Here is a 20,273-nt window from a genome sequence, read left to right as displayed (position 1 = left end):
CGCTACTCTGGCAGAGCGCCACCGGACAGGCAATAAAAAAGGATGGCAGATGCCATCCTTTTTGTGGTGTCTTACAACAGGTTAGCGATTAAGCGTAGACCGGCAGACGACCGCAGATTTCCAGCACTTTCTGCTTAGTGCGCTCAATGGTCGCTTCGTCATTGACGTTGTCCAGCACGTCCGCGATCCAGCCAGCCAGTTCACGCACGTCTGCTTCTTTAAAGCCACGACGCGTGACGGCCGGGGTACCGATACGGATACCCGAGGTGACAAACGGGCTCTTCGGATCGTTTGGCACGCTGTTTTTGTTGACGGTGATGTTGGCACGGCCCAGTGCGGCATCCGCTTCTTTACCGGTCATGTTTTTGCTCACCAGATCGATCAGGAACAGATGGTTATGGGTTCCGCCAGAGACGATGTCGTAACCGCGCTCAATCAGCACCTCTACCATCGCTTTGGCGTTTTTTGCCACCTGCTGCTGGTAGGTTTTGAACTCCGGCTCCATCGCCTCTTTGAAGGCTACCGCTTTACCGGCGATAACGTGCATCAGAGGACCACCCTGACCGCCCGGGAAGACCGCAGAGTTCAGCTTTTTGTAGAAATCTTCGTCGCCGTTCTTCGCCAGAATGATGCCGCCACGCGGACCCGCCAGGGTTTTGTGGGTGGTGGAGGTGACGATGTGCGCATGCGGAACCGGGCTCGGATAGACCTCAGCCGCGACCAGACCGGCAACGTGCGCCATGTCGACGAACAGCCAGGCACCAACGCTGTCGGCGATTTCACGCATTTTTGCCCAGTCGCAGACGCCGGAGTAGGCAGAGAAGCCACCCACGATCATTTTTGGCTTGTGGGTCTGCGCCAGTTCAGCCAGCTCGTCATAGTCGATTTTACCGGTTTCATCGATACCGTAAGCAACCACGTTATAGAGTTTGCCGGAGAGGTTAACCGGTGAGCCGTGAGTCAGGTGTCCACCGTGCGCCAGGTTCATCCCAAGGATGGTGTCGCCCGGCTGCAGCAGCGCGGTGTAGACGGCGAAGTTTGCCTGTGAACCGGAGTGAGGCTGCACGTTAGCGTAGTCGGCACCAAACAGCGCTTTTGCGCGATCGATCGCCAGCTGCTCAACGATATCAACGTATTCACAACCGCCGTAGTAGCGTTTACCCGGATAGCCTTCAGCGTATTTGTTGGTGAGCTGAGAACCCTGCGCCTGCATAACACGCGGGCTGGTGTAGTTTTCAGAAGCAATCAGTTCAATGTGCTCTTCCTGACGCACTTTCTCCTGCTCCATCGCCTGCCACAACTCGGCATCATAATCGGCAATGTTCATATCACGCTTTAACATCCGGATCTCCTGACTCAGCTAACTTTCTGACGGTATTTGCCCCCTCTGGGAGCGAAGGCCAACAGTGTAAACCGTTTTAACAGGTGAAGGTAGGGTGAACCGCCTCTTTTTACGCAAACGATTGGCTGGCGGGTGGCACTGCTTTTTTACACCTTTTCTCCCCTCTCCGGCCCGCCGAATCCGCGTCTGATAACAGGCGCTTTTTTCCGGATGCACGGAAAAGTTGCCACCGGCAGCCGGTGAAAACTGACCGGCGGGTTTACAGCAGAAGCGAGACGGTATTAAGATGCATTTAAAATGCATCTTTAAAATGAGGTCACTGATATGCTTGATGCACAGACAATCGCCGCTGTTAAATCGACCCTCCCTGCCGTCGCCGCCTGCGGTCCGAAGCTGACCGCGCACTTTTACGAACGCATGCTGACCCGCCACCCGGAGCTGAAAAACGTTTTCAACATGAACAATCAGCGCAACGGTGCTCAGCGCGAAGCCCTGTTTAACGCCCTCTGCGCCTATGGCGCGAATCTGGAGAATCTGGCCGTACTGCTGCCCGCCGTAGAGAAGATTGCGCAGAAGCATACCAGCCTGAATATTCAGCCTGCGCAGTACGCTATCGTCGGGGAGAATCTGCTGGCAACGCTGCGCGAGCTGCTGAATCCGGGTGAAGAGGCGCTGGCCGCGTGGGGACGAGCCTATGGCGTGCTGGCGGATCTGTTCATCCAGCGTGAGGAGGAGATTTATCAGGCGACAGAGAACCAGCGCGGTGGCTGGCGCGGCACCCGTGCGTTTCGCATCAGCGTGATTGAACAGCAGAGTGAGGTGATCAAAAGCTTTACCCTGACGCCGGTTGGCGGGGGGCCGGTAGCGGCCTTTAAACCGGGTCAGTATCTGACCGTTCATCTGCAGCCCGCCTCTTTCGACCATCGTCAGATCCGTCAGTATTCGCTTACTCACCTCAGCAACGGCAGAGATTACCGTATCGCGGTGAAACGTGAAGCCGCGGGCAGCGTCTCCGGCTGGCTGCATCACCATGCCTGCGAAGGTGATGTGCTGCAGCTGACTGCGCCGCACGGGGATTTCTTCCTTGAAGTCACCCCTGCTACGCCGGTGGCGCTGATCTCCGCGGGCGTGGGTCAGACGCCGATGCTGGCGATGCTGCATGCGCTGGCCGCCGGTCATCATCGCGCGCCGGTCAGCTGGCTGCACGCGGCAGAGAACGGCAGACAGCATGCGTTCCGCAATGAAGTGGCCGCGACAGGCGCACAGCTGGCCGATTTCACCCACCGGGTCTGGTATCGTGAGCCCGCAGCTGAGGATGCCAGGCACTATGATGCTCAGGGCGTGATGGATCTCACCGCCCTCTCTGCACGGCTGGCCTCACCCGCTACCCACTTCTATCTCTGCGGTCAGCTGGCTTTTATGGAGCACGTGGTGGCGCAGCTGCGGGATGCCGGCGTGGCAGACACACGCATTCATTACGAAATGTTTGGCCCGCATAAAGGCATGTAATGAGCGTGAAAAAGCCCGCAGCGCGGGCTTAATCTGTTGAACGATGCAGGGTAATGCTGGCAGCAGCGGATAGACGCAAGGCGCAGGAGGACATCAGATTGCCTCTTCATCCTCTTCGCCGGTACGGATTCGCACCACGCGCGCAACGTCAAAGACAAAGATTTTACCGTCACCGATTTTGCCGGTCTGCGCCGTGCGCATAATGGTCTCGACGCAGGTATCAACGATATCGTCGCCCACCACCATCTCGATCTTCACTTTCGGCAAAAAGTCGACCATATACTCTGCGCCGCGATACAGCTCGGTGTGCCCTTTCTGGCGACCAAAGCCTTTAACCTCACTCACGGTCATCCCGGTGATGCCCACTTCCGCTAAGGCTTCACGAACATCATCGAGCTTGAATGGTTTGATAATCGCATCAATCTTTTTCATGTCAGACCCTTTTTCACTCCCTCCATGGTCAGAGGGTTTATCAAGTATAAATGTTGCTGGCGCTGTCGGGCGCTAATATCCGGGATTCTTCAGGTTGCCGCAAGCGCTGTCAGCGCCGGGAGCGTGCCCGGCCACGATCCGGGCCTCAGCAGGCAACCTGCCGCTCGCCCGTCTCAGCCTGCCCTACTCTTTGAAATCACTGGCATCCAGCTCATGACGGGAAAGCAGCTTATAGAACTCCGTGCGGTTGCGTCCAGCCAGTCGCGCGGCGTTGGTCACGTTGCCCTTCGTCATCTGCAGCAGCTTACGCAGATAGTTCAGCTCAAACTGATTACGCGCCTCGGCAAAGGTGGGCAGCGCACTGTTTTCACCGCTTAACGCCTGCTCCACCAGCGCATCGCTGATGACCGGCGATGAGCTCAGCGCCACGCACTGCTCAATCACGTTAACCAGCTGACGCACGTTGCCAGGCCAGCTGGCGGCCATCAGACGCTTCATCGCATCGACTGAAAAACTGCGCACCTGCGGTTTATGGCGTTCCGCAGCCTGACGCAGCAGATGATTAGCCAGCAGCGGAATATCTTCGGTGCGCTCATGCAGCGCCGGAATTTTCAGGTTCACCACATTGAGACGATAGAAGAGATCCTCACGAAACTCCTTTTTCTCCATCGCCTTCGGCAGATCGCGGTGGGTGGCGGAGATAATGCGCACGTCGATCTCGCTGTCGTGATCGCTGCCCAGCGGCCTGACCTTGCGCTCCTGCAACACCCGCAGCAGCTTGACCTGCAAGGGTTGCGGCATGTCTCCAATCTCATCCAGGAAAAGCGTGCCGCCGCCCGCGGTTTTGAACAGCCCTTCGCGGGCGCTGACCGCGCCGGTAAAGGCACCTTTGGCGTGACCGAACAGCTCCGACTCCAGCAGCTGCTCCGGCAGCGCGCCGCAGTTAATGGCGACAAACGGCTTGCCGTTGCGCGGGCTGGCGGCGTGGATCGCCTGCGCCAGCATCTCTTTACCGGTGCCGCTCTGTCCGTTGATCAGCACGCTGACGTCCGACTGCGCCACCATATGGGCCTGCTCCAGCAGCCTTAACATCAGCGGGCTGCGGGTCACGATCGCCTCCCGCCAGCGGTCATCACTGACCGGCGCCTGCTGGGCCAGCGCCTCATCAATCGCTTTATAGAGCGCATCGCGATCGACCGGTTTGGTCAGGAAGCTGAACACCCCCTGCTGCGTAGCAGAAACCGCATCCGGGATCGATCCATGTGCGGTCAGGATAATCACCGGCAGACCGGTATGGCGTTTCTGAATCTCGCCAAACAGCGCCAGGCCATCCATCTCATCCATGCGCAGATCGCTGATCACCAGCTCAATCTTCTCTTTCTGCAGCAGGCGCAGCGCCTCTGGTCCACTGGCTGCGGTGGTGACCTGATAGCCTTCGCTGCTCAGACGCATGCCCAGCAGCTTCAGCAGGCTGGGATCGTCATCCACCAGCAGCAGTTTTGCCGCTTGTCTGACCATTATTGCTCCTCATCCTGCGGCAGCGCGGTGCCGTGGCCATTTTCAGAGACATCCGGGGCTTTGCGCGAGGAGAGCTGACGCTCAATGTCCGTCAGCCGCTCCAGCTTATGCTGGGTATCGCTGAGCTGCTGCTGCTGTTTAACCATCTGCTGGCGGAGCATCTCCTGCTGAAGGTCGCTGCTCTGTTGCAGATGCGCATAGCGGGTGCGCGCTTCGCTCAGGTCAAGCTGCGCGGTCTGGTTACTGCGCCACAGCTGAATCAGCGGGCGCACGGACGGCGGAAAATCACTGTTGTAGCGATCCAGGGTTGCCACATAGTCACGGCGTTCAACCGGGGTCACGTTGCCATTGGCCATCAGCACGCCCTGCTTGAACGCGCGCGACCAGCTCTCTGCCGGCCAGCGGTGGGCTTCGGCTCTCGCTTCGGCGGGAGAGAGGCGTTCCGCGCAGTCAATCGCCCGCATCCAGTAGAGGGGATTGCTCAGCGCCGCGCTCTTCTCTATCGGCCACAGATCGTTACAGCGGGTCGCCAGGTAGTCAGCGACCGTCACCTCCGGCTCCGCCACCTGATGACCAGACGGCAGAGAGGAGGTGGCCGGTGCGGTGGTGCATCCGCTGAGCAGCAGCGTCGCCAGCGTGCTCAGCAGCAAAGCGGGTAAATATTTCATCAGTCAGACGTTCCCGGCTGTGGTGTTCAGTTCAATTCGAAAACAGACATCCGCCTGTTCGCAGGCAACCAGCGTCAGGTCGCCCTGCATCCGGCGCAGGCAATCTTTGGCAATGCTCAGACCCAGCCCGCTGCCCTTGACCGGCCCTTTACGCTGCTGGCTGCCCTGATAGAACGGCTCAAAAATCATGACCTGCTCTTCCGGCGGGATCGGCGTGCCGCTGTTGGCGACATCAATCCAGATCCGATCCCCCTGCTGCTGACTGCGCAGCCAGATGGTACCGGATTCGCTGCCGTAGTTCACGGCGTTCGAGTAGAGGTTATCGATGACCCGCACCAGAAGCGTGGGTTCAGCAAGACAGTGGCTGACTTTAAGGTCGACCACCGTCTGCATCATTCTGGCATGGGCCGAGAGTGCATGCGCGTTCACCACCGACCCGACCGCATCCACTACGCTGACCGGCTCCAGCCGAATCGGGCCATCGGCCAGTTTGCGGTTGTAATCAAGCAGCTGTTCAATCAGGCGCTGCAGGTGGCGACTGCTGCCGTCGAGGATAGCGACCACCTCTTTCTGATCGGCATTCAGCGAGCCAGCCACCTCATCCGCCAGCAGTTCCGTGCCTTCGCGCAGGCTGGCCAGCGGCGTTTTCAGTTCATGAGAGATATGGCGCAGAAATTCATGGCGCTGCGTTTCCAGCCAGGCCAGCCGTTCGCTCAGCCAGACGATGCGCTGTCCCAGCGACCGCAGCTCGCGCGGGCCACGAAACTTCACGCTGTTCCCCAGCTCCCGCCCTTCCCCCAGCCGGTTGATCATCCGCTCGATACGCTTGACCGGCCCGATAATCATGCCGGTGAACAGCGTCATCAGCGCGAGGCTGATGATAAACAGAATCAGCGCCTGCCAGCCGAAAAACTGGCCGCGATCGGCAATTTCGCGCTGCAGCTGTAAGCCGCGCGCAAACACCACTTCACGCGTGTCCTGCACCATCTGCGCGTTAGTGGCAGAAAAGCGATCCAGCGCCTCCGCGGCAACCGGCACCGGATTGCCGTTGTCACATTTCAGTGGCGTCAGCAGCGGCAGGGTGGCCTGCAGCGTCTGAAAGACGGGCAGTTCCGGCAGGCTGGCGCTGTGCGAACTCAACATCTGACTGTAGCGGGTGTGCTGGGTCTGATAGAGGCGGGCCAGTGAGGCATCGTCCAGCACGCAATACTGACGATAACTTCGCTCCAGCTCCACCGCCGTGCGCGCCATCGCCTCACTGCGGCGAACATCGGTAAACGTATTACGGTTGGTGTCAGCGGCCTGCTCGCTTAGCGCAGAGAGACTTTCCCACGCCTGCCAGGCCAGCACCAGTAAAGGCAGCAACACCAGCACGAAAGCCATCAGCACCAGCTGACGCAGAGAACGGGGAAATAAACGCCATTTTTTCACGCGGCCGCTTCCTTAAAAGAGTGCTGACAGGATGCTAGCGGACTCTGCTGACGGAAGAAAGGGGAAGAAAAGAAAACGGCAGGCTCAGTGGCCTGCCGTGGACACGACGCGCAATGCCTCGTGTAAGAATGGGTGGAGCCTTACTCAACGTTACGTCCGGTGTTTGATAACGCAAGCGATTATCGGTCAGTTGGACGGCAGGCTCCGTTTGGTGCGTCATTCGGGCTTTATGAGCTCTTTTCCGCCAGGCGGGGCAATCATAAACAGGTGAATGAGCAGCTGCAGGATTATAGCAAGTTCCGTGCCAGAAAATAAATGATTATATTTTTCAGCATATTGCCTGCCTTAGCCCGCCTCCCCGTGCGAAAAGTCTGATGATGACAGGGGCGGAGTGTCGTCCGAAAGCGACACAAAATCACATCTGTTCAGCAACCCAATAAAATCAGCAGGATAGATGTCGCCAGAAAGCGACATTGTCCTTACCGCTCTGTCGCCTTTTGCCAACAGAGGGCAAAAAAAGAGGAGGCCCGGAGGCCTCCTCTTTATTGCAGCGGATAAGATTAACCCAGCTGTCTGCGCGCGTTGCGGAAAATACGCATCCACGGGCTGTCTTCGCCCCACTCTGCCGGATGCCAGGAGTTGCTGACGGTACGGAATACGCGCTCCGGATGCGGCATCATGATGGTGACGCGACCACTTTCGTTCGTCACGGCCGTGATACCGTTTGGCGAGCCGTTCGGGTTAGCCGGATAGGTTTCGGTCACCTTGCCGAAGTTATCCACGAAGCGCAGCGCCACCAGACCTTTCGATTCCAGCGCGGCCAGATGCGCCGCATCACGCACCTCAACGAAGCCTTCACCGTGGGAAACCGCGATAGGCATGTGCGAGCCAGCCATGCCGTCCAGCAGCAGTGACGGACTGGCGGCCACTTCGACCAGGCTGAAGCGGGCTTCGAAGCGCTCAGACTGGTTACGCACAAAGCGCGGCCAGAGATCACTGCCCGGGATCAGCTCACGCAGATTCGACATCATCTGGCATCCGTTACAGACGCCCAGCGCCAGGGTCTGCGGACGGTGGAAGAAGGTTTCGAACTCATCACGCACGCGCGGGTTGAACAGAATCGATTTTGCCCAGCCCTCGCCAGCGCCCAGCACGTCACCGTAGGAGAAGCCACCACAGGCAACCAGCGCCTGGAACTCTTCCAGACCGCGACGACCGGCCAGCAGGTCGCTCATGTGCACATCAATGGCGGTGAATCCGGCCCGGTCGAAAGCCGCAGCCATTTCAACATGGGAGTTGACCCCCTGCTCACGCAGCACGGCGACCCGTGGACGCGCACCCGTGGCGATCATCGGTGCCGCCACATCTTCCTGCGGATCGAAGGTCAGATTGACGTTCAGGCCTGGGTCGCTGTCGTTTTTCTTCGCCTCATGCTCCTGATCGGCGCACGCCGGGTTGTCACGCAGGCGCTGCATCTGCCAGGTGGTCTCTGCCCACCAGGTGCGCAGCGTGGTCCGGCTTTCGCTGTAGACGGCGCTCTCGCCGGCACGGATCACGAAGCGATCGCCCGGTTGCGCGCTGCCCAGCAGATGCGTTGAGGCGGCAAGGCCGTGATCGGCAAGGATCTGCTCCACCGCAGCACGATCGGCGGCGTTAATCTGGATCACGGCGCCCAGCTCTTCAGTAAACAGCGCGGCCAGCGCATCGTTACCCAGCGCAGCGATGTCAACGTCGATGCCGCAGTGACCGGCAAAAGCCATCTCGGCCAGGGTCACCAGCAGGCCCCCGTCTGAGCGGTCGTGGTAGGCCAGCAGTTTCTGCTCAGCCACCAGCGCCTGAATGGCGTTAAAGAAGCCCGCCAGCTGTGTGGCATCGCGCACGTCCGCAGGCTTGTCGCCAAGCTGACGATAGACCTGAGACAGCGCGGTTGCGCCGAGGGTGTTTGCCCCATTGCCAAGATCGATCAGCAGCAGCAGGTTATCCCGGTCGGCCTGCAACTGCGGCGTAACGGTGCGGCGCACATCTTCGACCCGGGCAAACGCGGTAATCACCAGCGACAGCGGAGAGGTCATCTCACGCTGTTCGGTGCCTTCCTGCCAGCGGGTTTTCATCGACATCGAATCTTTACCGACCGGGATAGTGATCCCCAGCGCCGGACAGAGCTCTTCGCCGACCGCTTTCACTGCCGCATATAAACCGGCATCTTCACCCGGATGACCGGCTGCAGACATCCAGTTTGCCGAAAGCTTCACGCGCTTAAGCGAGCCAATCTGGGTTGCCGCCAGGTTGGTCAGCGCTTCACCCACGGCCAGGCGGCCCGAGGCGGCGAAGTCGAGCAGTGCAACCGGCGAACGTTCGCCGAGGGCAAAGGCTTCACCGTGATAGCTGTCGAGGCTGGCGGTGGTCACGGCACAGTTGGCGACCGGGATCTGCCACGGTCCGACCATTTGATCGCGCGCCACCATGCCGGTCACGCTGCGGTCACCGATGGTGATCAGGAAGGTTTTTTCCGCCACGGCTGGCAGATGCAGGACACGATTGACCGCATCAACCAGGGTAATGCCGTCACGCTGCAGCGCGTTGCCCTGCGCCTGCTGCGTTACCACATCCCGCGTCATCTTCGGCGTTTTACCGAGCAGAACGTCAAGCGGCATGTCGATCGGCTTATTATTGAAATGCGAATCTTCCAGGCTCAGGTGCTGCTCTTCGGTCGCTTCACCAATCACCGCGAATGGAGCGCGTTCACGCTGGCAGATCGCTTCAAACTGCGCCAGCTGATCCGGAGCCACGGCCATCACATAACGTTCCTGTGATTCGTTGCACCACACTTCCAGCGGGCTCATGCCCGGCTCATCGCTCAGGATGTCACGCAGATTAAAGCGGCCGCCGCGGCCGCCGTCGCTGACCAGCTCTGGCATCGCATTGGAGAGGCCACCCGCGCCCACGTCGTGGATAAACAGAATCGGGTTCTCATCGCCCAGCTGCCAGCAGCGGTCGATCACTTCCTGGCAGCGGCGCTCCATCTCCGGGTTATCGCGCTGAACGGAGGCGAAGTCGAGGTCAGCATCAGACTGGCCCGAGGCCATTGATGACGCGGCACCGCCGCCCAGACCGATGTTCATGGCCGGACCGCCCAGCACCACCAGTTTGGCACCGACGCTGATTTCGCCTTTCTGCACATGGTCAGCACGGATATTACCGATGCCGCCTGCCAGCATAATCGGCTTGTGATAGCCGCGCAGTTCGGTGCCGTTGTGGCTGGTGACCTGCTCTTCGTAGGTACGGAAGTAGCCATTCAGAGCCGGACGACCAAATTCGTTGTTAAAGGCCGCCCCGCCCAGAGGGCCGTCGGTCATGATCTCCAGCGCGCTGACGATGCGAGCCGGTTTACCGAAGTCCTCTTCCCACGGCTGCTCAAAGCCCGGGATGCGCAGGTTAGAAACGGAGAAGCCGACCAGGCCCGCCTTCGGCTTGGAGCCGCGTCCGGTTGCGCCTTCATCACGGATTTCGCCACCGGAACCGGTCGCTGCGCCTGGCCACGGTGAGATGGCCGTCGGGTGGTTATGTGTTTCCACCTTCATCAGGATGTGCGCCGCTTCCTGATGCCAGCGATATTCGCTCTCTCCGGCGTCAGCGAAGAAGCGGCCCACTTCGGAACCTTCCATCACGGCGGCGTTATCTTTATACGCGGAGAGCACGTAGTCCGGCGTCTGCTCCATCGTGTTTTTGATCATCTTAAACAGCGACTTTGGCTGTTTTTCGCCGTCGATAATCCAGTCGGCGTTGAAGATCTTGTGACGGCAGTGCTCAGAGTTCGCCTGAGCAAACATATAGAGTTCGATATCGTTGGGGTTGCGCCCCAGCGCGGTAAAGGCCGTCACCAGGTAGTCGATTTCATCATCCGCCAGCGCCAGACCCAGCGTGGTGTTCGCCTGAACCAGCGCCTGACGGCCCTCACCCAGCAGATCGACACTCTTCACCGGCTGCGGCGTATGGTGCGCGAATAATTGCTCAGCCTGCGCCAGATCGCTGAAGACCGTTTCCATCATCCGGTCATGCAGCAGTGTGCTCAGCGCCTGCCACTGCGTTTCGGTCAGCTGCGGGGCCTGCACATAAAAGGCCAGGCCGCGTTCGAGGCGGCGAACCTGCGGCAGGCCGCAGTTGTGGGCGATGTCGGTGGCTTTGGATGACCAGGGCGAAATCGTACCGGGACGCGGGGTCACCAGCAGCAGACGGCCCTGCGGGGCATGTTCAGCAAGAGAGGGACCATATTTCAGCAGGCGCTGCAGACGGCTCTGTTCGTCTGCGCTTAACGGCGTGCTGACATCAGCAAAATGGATGTACTCGGCGTAAATATCACTCACCGGCAGATGAGCGTCCTGAAAGCGGGTCAGCAGTTTGTTTACACGAAATGCCGACAGGGCGGGCGAACCACGCAGAATTTCCATTACATAAGTCTCTCGTCAGGGCGCCGGGCGACGCTTGATTGGGCGCAACTAGGGAAAACGGGGCGTATTATAGAGAAAGCGCCTTCGCGACGAAACCGTTTGCGCACAATTTTTGGCGACACGGATTTGCCTGAAATTTGCGCAAAAGCTGCTATAAAAGTTGCTCAGCGTCATTTTGTTGCGCAAAATGCCCCTCGCTCTGGGAGTTCAAAGAAGACAAATACTGCCTTTAAAAGACAGAGGCCTTAGAGCCAGCGAGAGATAACTATTTGAAACGCCTAAAATTTAATTATCTGTTTATCGGTCTGGTTGCCGTGCTGTTAGCGTTAGCGCTGTGGCCATCCATTCCCTGGTATGGGGGTGGGCAGGATGCGATTTCACAGATTAAATCACGGGGAGTGCTGCGCGTCAGCACCATCAATTCCCCCCTGACTTACTACACCGTCAATCAATCTCCGGCCGGTATGGATTATGAGCTGGCAAAACGTTTTGCTGATTATCTGGGCGTAAAGCTCAAGGTCACGGTGCGCCCTAACCTGAGCGATCTGTTTGATGACCTGGATGATGGCAAAGCCGATTTGCTGGCCGCTGGCCTGAATTACAACAGCGAACGCCTGACCCGTTATCAGACCGGGCCGGGTTACTACAACGTATCGCAGCAGCTGGTCTACCGCGTGGATAAGCCTCGCCCCAAAAACCTCGGTGACTTAAAGGGGCGGTTAACGGTCGCGTCCGGATCGGCTTACCTCTCCACGCTGAAGAGTGCCCGTTCCAATCAGTTCCCCGATCTGGACTGGGCCATCTCCACCGACCAGAGCCCGAAAGCCCTGCTGGAAGCGGTGGCAGACGGCAAGCTCGACTACACCATTGGTGACTCCGTCACCATCGCCCTGCTGCAGCGTATCTACCCGCAGCTGGCGGTGGCGTTCGACGTGACTGATGAGGAGCCGGTCACCTGGTATGTGCGGCACAGCGACGATGACAGCCTAAATGCCGCGATGCTCGACTTCTTTAATGGCATGGGTGAAGAAGGCGCGATGGCGCGACTGGAGGAGAAGTATCTCGGCCACGTCGGCACCTTCGATTATGTCGATACCCGCACCTTCCTGCGCGCGATCGACAACACGCTGCCCGACATTAAGCCGCTGTTTGAGAAGTACGCCACCAGCATTGACTGGCGGCTGCTGGCGGCGATCTCCTATCAGGAGTCACACTGGAATCCTCAGGCCACCTCCCCTACCGGCGTGCGCGGCATGATGATGCTGACGCGCAATACCGCAGAGAGCCTGGATGTGGGCGACCGCACCGACCCTGAACAGAGCATTCGCGGTGGCAGTCAGTATCTGCAGGATATGATGTCGAAAGTGCCACAGACCATCCCGGAAGATGAGCGCATCTGGTTTGCGCTGGCCGCCTACAACATGGGCTACGCTCATATGCTGGATGTGCGGAAACTCACGGCCCGCCAGGGTGGCAATCCGGACAGCTGGGCGGATGTGAAGCTGAGGTTACCGATGCTGAGCCAGAAACGCTACTACACCCAGACGACTTACGGCTATGCGCGCGGGCATGAGGCCTATAACTATGTGGAGAACATCCGCAAGTATCAGATCAGTCTGGTGGGCTATCTGCAGGAGCAGGAGAAGCGCCTGGCACGCCAGGCGGCGGAGGCAGCAGCCGAGGCCGAACTGGCCAAAGGCTATCCGGCGGTGGAGCCGAAGATCGCCATGAACTAACTCTGGCGTTGCGCCTGACGCAACGCTTTTTTCTCTTCGCGACGCATACGAAAGAAGTCGCTCAGCATCGCAGCACACTCCTCCGCCAGCACGCCGCTCGCTAACTCAACCTGATGGTTCATGCCGGGGTGCCCCAGCACATCCAGCAGCGAACCCGCCGCCCCGCTTTTCAGATCGTGCGCGCCATAGACCAGACGGGTGATCCGGCTGTGCACCATCGCCCCGGCGCACATGACGCAGGGTTCCAGCGTCACATAGAGGGTGGTTTCCAGCAGACGGTAATTTTCCAGCACCTTGCCGCCCTGACGCAGAGCCATGATCTCCGCATGAGCGGTGGGATCGTGCTGGCCGATGGGCCGGTTCCAGCCTTCGCCGATCACCCGGTCATTCTGCACCAGCACCGCCCCCACCGGCACTTCGCCCTGCTCCCAGGCCCGGCGTGCCAGGCTGAGCGCATGGCGCATCCAGTATTCATCTTGTTGTTTCATGCAGACCACTCCGGGCGACAGAAAAGCGGCGCATTATAACGGGTGCCAAAACTTATTCCAGCTGTTGCAGCTCACCTGCCGGTGTCACGCGCCAGCGATGCTGGCAGAAAAACAGCAGCGGGTTATCCTGTTTGCTGTCGCTGTAGCCGCTGTAGAGCTGTAACGGCGTGCCGATTTTCTCTTCGAGCTGGGCGACTTTTTCATGGCCGAGGCAGCGCATGGCCAGCACCCGTCCCCCCCATCCGCGCCGCATCTGACTGGCAATCAGCTTCACGCGCGGCAGAAAGGCGGAGTCATAGTAGACCTGCTCCACCAGCGACTGAGGCGATCCGGTGATCAGCCAGACATCGGCGTCATCACTGCCGAGGTAGTCGGTCAGGCGCTGCTGCACCACCGGAAAGGCGGTAACCCGCTGGCGAAACCACCGGGCAAACTCCGCCTCAAGACGCAGCAATGTCTGCTCTGAACGGCCAAAGGTAATCGACCAGAGCAGCAGGCTCATGGGCCAGCGGGCCGCCCGGCCTTTAAACAGCAGGCCGATCCCCACCACCGGCAGGAGGGGCACCACCAGCACCAGATTAAGCGGTCGCCGGCGCAGCAGATAGCGCATAAAGGTGCCGAACATGTCCTGCTGGTGCAAAGTGCCATCCAGGTCGAAAAATACGATGCGACGTTGTGTTCCCCTGGTCAAACAACTCTCCTTCGGGTCTGGTTCCGGAATAATAAAGAGTAGTGTAGCCATCATCAGGCGTAACGGCGATGAGTGTCATTTTTAATTCCGATGACTACAATGCCTGATGAATAGTTTATTCTTCTCCGATTATCCCCTGAATGATGAGGATTGGGCATGAGTTCACTGCTGCGCATTCGCCAGCTTTATCCACGTCTGGCACTGAACGAGCGCCGGCTGGCCGATTTTTTACTGTCGCAACCTGACAGGGCACGTCATCTCAGCTCGCAGAAGCTGGCAGAGGAGTCCGGCGTCAGCCAGTCGAGCGTGGTGAAGTTTGCGCAGAAGCTGGGATACAAAGGATTTCCGGCGCTGAAGCTGGCGCTGAGTGAGTCGCTGGCGGACAAGGATGCCATCACGGTGCATAACCATATTCTCAGCGACGACCCGCTCAAAATGGTGGGTGAAAAACTGCTGACCGAAAAGCTGTCGGCGATCCGCGCTACGCTGGATATCAACAGCGAAGAGAAGCTCAACGATGTGCTGCAGCTGCTGAAGAATGCCCGGCGTATTCTGCTGGTGGGGATTGGGGCGTCAGGTCTGGTGGCAAAAGACTTCTCCTGGAAGCTGATGAAGATCGGGATCAATGCCGTGGCGGAGCAGGATATGCACGCCCTGCTGGCCAGCGTCCAGGCGATGGGGCCGGGCGATGTGCTGCTCGCCATCTCCTATACCGGTGAACGGCGCGAGATCAATCTGGCCGCGCAGGAGGCCGCTGAGGTGGGTGCGGATGTGGTCGCCTTTACCGGCTTTACCCCGAATACGCTGCAGCAGAGCGCCAGTTACTGCCTCTATACGGTGGCGGAAGAGCAGAGTACCCGCAGCGCGGCGATCTCCTCGACGACGGCTCAGCTGGCCCTGACCGATCTGCTGTTTATGGCGCTGGTGCAAAACGATCCGGAGCGCGCCTCCAGCCACATTCGCCACAGCGAGGCGCTGGTGAAAAAGCTGGTCTGATCAGCGGGAGCGCGTATAATACCCGCGCTTTTTCTGTTGTTATCAGGTGGGAAACATGGCGTTATTGATTACGTCCAGATGCATTAACTGCGATATGTGCGAACCGGAGTGCCCGAATCAGGCGATCTCACTGGGCGAGGCGATCTATGAGATAGATGTCAGCCGCTGCACCGAATGTGTCGGCCATTATGAGGCGCCAACCTGTCAGCAGGTCTGCCCTATCGATAACACCATCATCGTTAACCCACAGCACACCGAATCACGCGATGCGCTGTGGGAAAAGTTTGTGCTGCTGCACGGCTAGTTTTCGATAATCACCGTGGCGCAGGCGTAGTGCCGTTCATCTGCCAGCGTCACGTGTACCCGGCTGACGCCCAGCTGCTGTGCCACTTCCGCCGCGTGCTGGAAGAAGCGTAATCCCGGTTTTCCCAGCGCATCGTTGTAAACTTCAAACTGATTAAACGCCAGGCCACCGCGAATGCCGGTACCAAAGGCCTTGGCCGCCGCCTCTTTCACCGCAAATCGCTTGGCGAGAAAACGCACCGGCTGCTGATGGGCCTGATACTGCTGCCATTCGGCTTCGCTCAGCACCCGACGCGCCAGACGATCGCCGGAGCGCTCAATCACCCCGGCAATGCGTTCAATCTCAACGATGTCCGTGCCCAGTCCCAGAATAGCCATCAGCGACGGGCTTCACGCAGCAGCTGCTTCATCTCTCTGACCGCTTCCGGCAGGCCACTCATCACCGCACGACCGATAATGGCATGGCCGATATTCAGCTCATGCATCTCCGGCAGTGCCGCAATGGGCAGGACGTTGTGGTAGGTCAGGCCGTGACCGGCATTCACCTTCAGCCCCAGGCTGGCGGCAAAGGTCGCGGCGTGGCGGATGCGGGCCAGTTCCGCCTCGCGCGCCAGCCCTTCCGGTGCTTCGGCGTAGGCACCGGTGTGAATTTCGATATAGGGCGCACCGCTGGCAACGGCGGCTTCGATCTGACGGTGGTCGGCATCAATAAACAGCGACACCAGAATGCCCGCATCACTCAGCAGTCGCACCGCTGCAGTGATCTTCTCCTGCTGCCCTGCCACATCCAGGCCGCCTTCAGTGGTGACCTCCTGACGCTTTTCCGGCACCAGGCAGCAGAAATGGGGCTGAATATCGCAGGCGATACCGATCATCTCATCGGTCACCGCCATCTCCAGATTCATACGGGTCTGGATGGTGTCGCGCAGAATACGCACGTCGCGGTCAGTGATGTGGCGGCGATCTTCCCGCAGATGCACCGTGATGCCATCTGCGCCCGCCTGCTCAGCAATAAACGCCGCCTGCACCGGATCGGGATAATTTGTCCCACGGGCGTTTCGCACCGTGGCAATGTGATCGATATTGACGCCTAACAGCAACTCAGCCATGACTATCCTCACTTCTTTTCCATCGGGGTGTTGAGTGTACCGCGCCCATGTCAGCAGGCGGTACGACCAGCGCTATTCATCTGTCTGTTCGGGCTTCTTCTTCGGGATAAACTGGCGAAACAGCTCCTGACTCTTCAGCGGCTTGCCGCCCAGATAGGGCTTCAGGGCGATGCGGGTAAAACGCTTCGCGGCGCGCAGGCTCTCCGCATCGGGAAAGTCGCGTTCATAGAGGGCACGCAGTTCGCGGCCGGTAAAGCTGCGCTGATTGAGCACCAGGCTGGCGATAAAGCCGCGCTCTTCGCGGTAGCTGTAGGTCATGTTATCCGTGATCGGCTCGCCGCTGCCCGCGCAATGCAGGAAATCGACGCCATAGCCCAGGTGACCGAGCAGCGCCAGCTCAAAACGGCGCAGGGCCGGTTCGGGCTGGCCGTGCGTTGAGGCTAGCGCCTGCAGACAGTGAAGGTAGTCGAAGAAGAGTTCCTGGAAAGGCGATTCCTGCTGCAGCACGCGAGAGACCAGCTCATTCACATAGAGACCGCAGTAGAGGGTGATGCCGCTGAGCGGCAGTGCCAGCGACACCGCTTCGGCGTTGCGCAGGGTTTTGACTTCACCCCGCCCGCTCCAGCGAACCAGCAGGGGGGTAAAAGGCTGTAACGCGCCCTTCAGCTGTGAGCGCCGGGAACGTGCGCCCTTGGCCAGAACCCGCACCCGCCCTTCATTTTCACTGAACAGGTCGAGCAGCAGGCTGGTTTCGCTGAAGGGGCGACTATGCAGCACAAAAGCGCGTTGCCAGCCTTCCATCAGATCAGAGATCGTCTGTATAACCCAGGCTGCGCAGAGCACGTTCGTCATCTGCCCAGCCGGATTTCACTTTCACCCACAGTTCGAGATGCACTTTCGCTTCGAACATCTCTTCCATGTCCCTGCGCGCTTCGGTGCCGATGGTTTTGATTTTGGCCCCTTTGTTGCCAATCACCATCTTCTTCTGCCCTTCGCGCTCGACCAGAATCAGACCGTTAATGTCGTAACCGCCCCGCTCGTTGCTCACGAAGCGTTCAATCTCCACCGTGACGGAATAAGGCAGTTCAGCGCCCAGGAAGCGCATCAGTTTTTCACGGATGATTTCAGATGCCATAAAGCGCTGTGAGCGGTCAGTGATGTAATCTTCCGGGAAGTGGTGATCGGCCTGCGGCAGATGCTTGCGGGTGATCGCCGCAATGGTATCGACGTTTTTGCCGCTTTCGGCAGAGATTGGCACGATGTCGAGGAAGTTCATCTGCTGGCTCAGGAACTGCAGATGCGGCAGCAGCACGCTCTTGTCCTGGATATTGTCAACCTTGTTGATCGCCAGGACGACCGGCACTTTGCCGTCACGCAGCTTGCCTAACACCATCTCATCGTCAGGCGTCCAGCGGGTGCCTTCCACCACGAAGATCACCAGCTCCACGTCGCCAATAGAGCTGCTGGCGGCGCGGTTCATCAGGCGGTTAATCGCGCGCTTCTCTTCCATGTGCAGACCTGGGGTATCGACGTAGATCGCCTGATATTCGCCCTCGGTGTGAATGCCCATGATGCGGTGGCGCGTGGTTTGCGGCTTACGCGAGGTGATCGACACCTTCTGCCCCAGCAGCTGGTTCAGTAAGGTGGATTTACCGACGTTAGGTCGGCCAACAATCGCGACAAAGCCGCAATAGGTAACGTTTTCGCTCATTCGAATCCTGAGTTATTCAGCGCCTGTTGTGGCGCCGAAAGAGTGCAATGTGTCTTAGCGCATCCGGCGTCCGCAGACGCCGGTATGCCGGAGTGCTATTCGAGGCCCAGCTTGATCAGCGCCTGCTCAGCGGCAGCCTGCTCAGCTTTACGACGGCTGGAGCCGACGCCGACAACCGGCTCGGCCATGCCACTCACCTGACAGTGAATGGTGAATTCCTGGTCGTGGGCTTCGCCACGCACCTGCACCACCAGATAGCTGGGCAGCGGCAGGTGTCGTCCCTGCAGATACTCCTGCAGGCGGGTTTTGGGATCTTTCTGTTTATCGCCCGGACTGATCTCATCAAGGCGTGTCCGGTACCAGTCGAGGATCAGCTGCTCTACCCGTTCGATACTGCTGTCGAGGAAGATGCCGCCAATCAGCGCTTCGACCGTATCGGCCAGAATCGATTCGCGGCGGAAGCCGCCGCTTTTCAGCTCGCCCGGCCCTAAGCGCAGGCATTCACCGAGGTCAAATTCGCGCGCCATTTCAGCCAGCGTATTGCCGCGCACCAGCGTGGCGCGCATGCGGCTCATGTCACCTTCATCAACCCGCGGGAAGCGATGATAAAGGGCATTCGCAATCACATAGCTAAGAATAGAATCGCCAAGAAATTCCAGGCGTTCGTTGTGCTTACTGCTGGCGCTGCGGTGTGTCAGGGCCTGCTGTAACAGTTCCGAATGAGTAAAAGTGTAGCCCAGTTTGCGCTGAAGCTTATTAATCAGGATGGGGTTCATGCGATTCCAGTTCTTTGTTGCGTCTGTGACTCTGCATACCAAACGGGGCTGGCTTTCCAGCACGTTCCGTTTGGTGTGCAGTGGCCTCCCAAAGGAGGCCACCCGTTTTGCCTGTTAATCAGACAATTTTATCAGTGAATACCGCCGATACGACTGAATCGTACGCCGGTTGGCCACTGGCCTTCCTGTTTCTCAAAGCTCATCCAGATAGCGACCGCTTTACCGACCAGGTTACGCTCCGGGACAAAGCCCCAGTAGCGGCTGTCGGCGCTGTTATCACGGTTGTCGCCCATCATGAAGTATTGCCCTTTCGGCACCACCCAGGTCGCCTGCGGCTGGCCCGGCTGCTGATAATACATGCCTGCCTGACTCTGCGCTTCGTTTACCAGCAGAATGTCATGCGTTACGCTTCCGATGGTCTCTTTACGGGTGCCCAGGCGCAGTCCGCCGCGCAGGGTATCGCCCTGCGGCACCTGATAAAAACCGTTACCGGTTTCGTTGCCATCAAAGCCGCTGAAGGTCTGGATAAACTTGCTTGGCTCAACGCTGGTGTAGGTCACCGGCAGCGCAGAGTCACAGGCTTTGCCCTCATCGCAGGCCGGTTTCACCGTCAGCGTCTTACTGTAAGGATCATAGATGACTTTATCGCCCGGCAGGCCAATCACGCGCTTAATGTAGTCCAGGCTCGGATCTTTCGGGTATTTAAAGACCGCGATATCGCCGCGCTTCGGCTGACCGGTTGGGATCAGCGTGGTCTGGGTGATCGGGTCTTTAATCCCGTAGGCAAACTTCTCCACCAGGATAAAGTCACCGATCAGCAGGGTTGGCATCATCGAGCCAGACGGGATCTGGAACGGTTCGTAGATAAACGAACGCACGATGAACACCACGGCCAGCACCGGGAAAACAGAGGCGGTGGTCTCCACCCAGCCAGGCTGTGAAGAGACCTTCGCCAGCGTTTTGCTGTCGAGTGCATTGCCGGTCTGCGCCTGCGCCGCGGCCTGCTTTGCACGGCGCTCCGGCGCCCATTTGAAACGATCAATTACCCAGACGATGCCAGTAATCAGCGTCGCTATCGCCAGAACCAGGGCGAACATATTAGCCATTGGAAATCC

At 59.0% G+C, this 20,273-nt stretch carries 18 protein-coding genes; 4 read left to right on the top strand and 14 right to left on the bottom strand.

Translation table 11 applies throughout. The features are described 5' to 3' along the window. Nucleotides 1-88 precede the first annotated feature (88 nt). Nucleotides 89-1,342 carry a serine hydroxymethyltransferase gene (gene glyA / locus OJ965_RS07300; protein ID WP_009088694.1) on the bottom strand — a complete coding sequence of 418 codons (1,254 nt, stop codon included), beginning with the start codon at nt 1,340-1,342 and terminating at the stop codon, nt 89-91. Nucleotides 1,343-1,666: 324 nt separating this feature from the next. On the opposite strand from glyA, the gene hmpA reads away from it, so the two are divergent. Next, a complete protein-coding gene (hmpA, locus tag OJ965_RS07295; RefSeq protein ID WP_265138579.1) occupies nt 1,667-2,851 on the top strand; it encodes an NO-inducible flavohemoprotein in 1,185 nt (394 codons plus the stop codon). Nucleotides 2,852-2,944: 93 nt separating this feature from the next. Here hmpA and glnB read toward each other — a convergent pair whose 3' ends face one another. The 5 genes from glnB to purL form a co-directional block, all read right to left on the bottom strand. After that, nucleotides 2,945-3,283, bottom strand: coding sequence for a nitrogen regulatory protein P-II (gene glnB / locus OJ965_RS07290; RefSeq protein WP_003848647.1), 339 nt, complete (start codon nt 3,281-3,283; stop codon nt 2,945-2,947). A 183-nt stretch (nt 3,284-3,466) separates the two neighbouring features. After that, nucleotides 3,467-4,801: a two-component system response regulator GlrR gene (gene glrR / locus OJ965_RS07285; RefSeq protein WP_009088690.1), complete on the bottom strand. Its 1,335-nt coding sequence runs from the start codon at nt 4,799-4,801 to the stop codon at nt 3,467-3,469. Then, the gene (qseG, locus tag OJ965_RS07280; protein ID WP_154927489.1) at nt 4,801-5,469 is read right to left on the bottom strand and encodes a two-component system QseEF-associated lipoprotein QseG; all 669 of its coding nucleotides are present in this window, start codon (nt 5,467-5,469) and stop codon (nt 4,801-4,803) included. The genes glrR and qseG overlap by 1 nt, the downstream gene beginning before the upstream one ends. Before the next feature lie 3 nt (nt 5,470-5,472). Next, entirely contained in the window at nt 5,473-6,900 is a 1,428-nt protein-coding gene (locus OJ965_RS07275) for a sensor histidine kinase (protein ID WP_154927488.1), read from the bottom strand. 560 nt (nt 6,901-7,460) lie between these two features. Next, on the bottom strand, nt 7,461-11,348 hold the full coding sequence (gene purL / locus OJ965_RS07270; RefSeq protein ID WP_265138532.1) for a phosphoribosylformylglycinamidine synthase: 3,888 nt from the start codon (nt 11,346-11,348) through the stop codon (nt 7,461-7,463). Nucleotides 11,349-11,617: 269 nt separating this feature from the next. On the opposite strand from purL, the gene mltF reads away from it, so the two are divergent. Beyond that, nucleotides 11,618-13,084 carry a membrane-bound lytic murein transglycosylase MltF gene (gene mltF, locus OJ965_RS07265; protein WP_046102379.1) on the top strand — a complete coding sequence of 489 codons (1,467 nt, stop codon included), beginning with the start codon at nt 11,618-11,620 and terminating at the stop codon, nt 13,082-13,084. Here mltF and tadA read toward each other — a convergent pair. Beyond that, nucleotides 13,081-13,572 carry a tRNA adenosine(34) deaminase TadA gene (tadA, locus tag OJ965_RS07260; RefSeq protein ID WP_009088680.1) on the bottom strand — a complete coding sequence of 164 codons (492 nt, stop codon included), beginning with the start codon at nt 13,570-13,572 and terminating at the stop codon, nt 13,081-13,083. The genes mltF and tadA overlap by 4 nt on opposite strands. A 52-nt stretch (nt 13,573-13,624) precedes the next feature. After that, nucleotides 13,625-14,263 (bottom strand): phosphatidylglycerophosphatase C, encoded by a 639-nt coding sequence (gene yfhb / locus OJ965_RS07255; protein ID WP_058958395.1) that lies wholly within the window; start codon nt 14,261-14,263, stop codon nt 13,625-13,627. A gap of 156 nt (nt 14,264-14,419) precedes the next feature. On the opposite strand from yfhb, the gene OJ965_RS07250 reads away from it, so the two are divergent. Further along, nucleotides 14,420-15,259, top strand: a complete 840-nt coding sequence (locus OJ965_RS07250; RefSeq protein ID WP_009088675.1) for a MurR/RpiR family transcriptional regulator — start codon at nt 14,420-14,422, stop codon at nt 15,257-15,259. Nucleotides 15,260-15,314: 55 nt separating this feature from the next. Next, entirely contained in the window at nt 15,315-15,563 is a 249-nt protein-coding gene (locus OJ965_RS07245) for a YfhL family 4Fe-4S dicluster ferredoxin (protein ID WP_009088672.1), read from the top strand. Here OJ965_RS07245 and acpS read toward each other — a convergent pair. The 6 genes from acpS to lepB all read right to left on the bottom strand — a co-directional run bounded on the left by acpS (nt 15,560) and on the right by lepB (nt 20,264). After that, nucleotides 15,560-15,940 (bottom strand): holo-ACP synthase, encoded by a 381-nt coding sequence (gene acpS, locus OJ965_RS07240; protein WP_009088670.1) that lies wholly within the window; start codon nt 15,938-15,940, stop codon nt 15,560-15,562. The two genes, OJ965_RS07245 and acpS, sit on opposite strands and share 4 nt — an antisense overlap. Beyond that, the gene (gene pdxJ / locus OJ965_RS07235; RefSeq protein ID WP_009088667.1) at nt 15,940-16,671 is read right to left on the bottom strand and encodes a pyridoxine 5'-phosphate synthase; all 732 of its coding nucleotides are present in this window, start codon (nt 16,669-16,671) and stop codon (nt 15,940-15,942) included. Before pdxJ ends, acpS begins: the two co-directional genes overlap by 1 nt. A gap of 72 nt (nt 16,672-16,743) precedes the next feature. After that, nucleotides 16,744-17,472, bottom strand: a complete 729-nt coding sequence (gene recO / locus OJ965_RS07230; protein ID WP_111208354.1) for a DNA repair protein RecO — start codon at nt 17,470-17,472, stop codon at nt 16,744-16,746. A gap of 4 nt (nt 17,473-17,476) precedes the next feature. After that, on the bottom strand, nt 17,477-18,382 hold the full coding sequence (gene era, locus OJ965_RS07225; protein WP_009088664.1) for a GTPase Era: 906 nt from the start codon (nt 18,380-18,382) through the stop codon (nt 17,477-17,479). Between the two features lie 95 nt (nt 18,383-18,477). After that, entirely contained in the window at nt 18,478-19,158 is a 681-nt protein-coding gene (rnc, locus tag OJ965_RS07220; RefSeq protein ID WP_009088661.1) for a ribonuclease III, read from the bottom strand. 131 nt (nt 19,159-19,289) lie between these two features. Then, nucleotides 19,290-20,264, bottom strand: a complete 975-nt coding sequence (gene lepB, locus OJ965_RS07215) for a signal peptidase I (protein ID WP_009088659.1) — start codon at nt 20,262-20,264, stop codon at nt 19,290-19,292. Nucleotides 20,265-20,273: the final 9 nt, after the last annotated feature.

Origin of the sequence: Pantoea anthophila, assembly GCF_026104315.1 — a bacterium.
Lineage (GTDB): Bacteria > Pseudomonadota > Gammaproteobacteria > Enterobacterales > Enterobacteriaceae > Pantoea > Pantoea anthophila.
This window is presented reverse-complemented; position numbering and strand designations above follow the sequence as displayed.

Coding starts and splice junctions, on each gene's coding strand:
- glyA (WP_009088694.1), bottom strand. CDS start 1,342: ATGTTAAAGCGTGATATGAACATTGCCGATTATGATGCCGAGTTGTGG.
- hmpA (WP_265138579.1), top strand. CDS start 1,667: ATGCTTGATGCACAGACAATCGCCGCTGTTAAATCGACCCTCCCTGCC.
- glnB (WP_003848647.1), bottom strand. CDS start 3,283: ATGAAAAAGATTGATGCGATTATCAAACCATTCAAGCTCGATGATGTT.
- glrR (WP_009088690.1), bottom strand. CDS start 4,801: ATGGTCAGACAAGCGGCAAAACTGCTGCTGGTGGATGACGATCCCAGC.
- qseG (WP_154927489.1), bottom strand. CDS start 5,469: ATGAAATATTTACCCGCTTTGCTGCTGAGCACGCTGGCGACGCTGCTG.
- purL (WP_265138532.1), bottom strand. CDS start 11,348: ATGGAAATTCTGCGTGGTTCGCCCGCCCTGTCGGCATTTCGTGTAAAC.
- tadA (WP_009088680.1), bottom strand. CDS start 13,572: ATGAAACAACAAGATGAATACTGGATGCGCCATGCGCTCAGCCTGGCA.
- OJ965_RS07250 (WP_009088675.1), top strand. CDS start 14,420: ATGAGTTCACTGCTGCGCATTCGCCAGCTTTATCCACGTCTGGCACTG.
- OJ965_RS07245 (WP_009088672.1), top strand. CDS start 15,315: ATGGCGTTATTGATTACGTCCAGATGCATTAACTGCGATATGTGCGAA.
- acpS (WP_009088670.1), bottom strand. CDS start 15,940: ATGGCTATTCTGGGACTGGGCACGGACATCGTTGAGATTGAACGCATT.
- pdxJ (WP_009088667.1), bottom strand. CDS start 16,671: ATGGCTGAGTTGCTGTTAGGCGTCAATATCGATCACATTGCCACGGTG.
- recO (WP_111208354.1), bottom strand. CDS start 17,472: ATGGAAGGCTGGCAACGCGCTTTTGTGCTGCATAGTCGCCCCTTCAGC.
- era (WP_009088664.1), bottom strand. CDS start 18,382: ATGAGCGAAAACGTTACCTATTGCGGCTTTGTCGCGATTGTTGGCCGA.
- rnc (WP_009088661.1), bottom strand. CDS start 19,158: ATGAACCCCATCCTGATTAATAAGCTTCAGCGCAAACTGGGCTACACT.
- lepB (WP_009088659.1), bottom strand. CDS start 20,264: ATGGCTAATATGTTCGCCCTGGTTCTGGCGATAGCGACGCTGATTACT.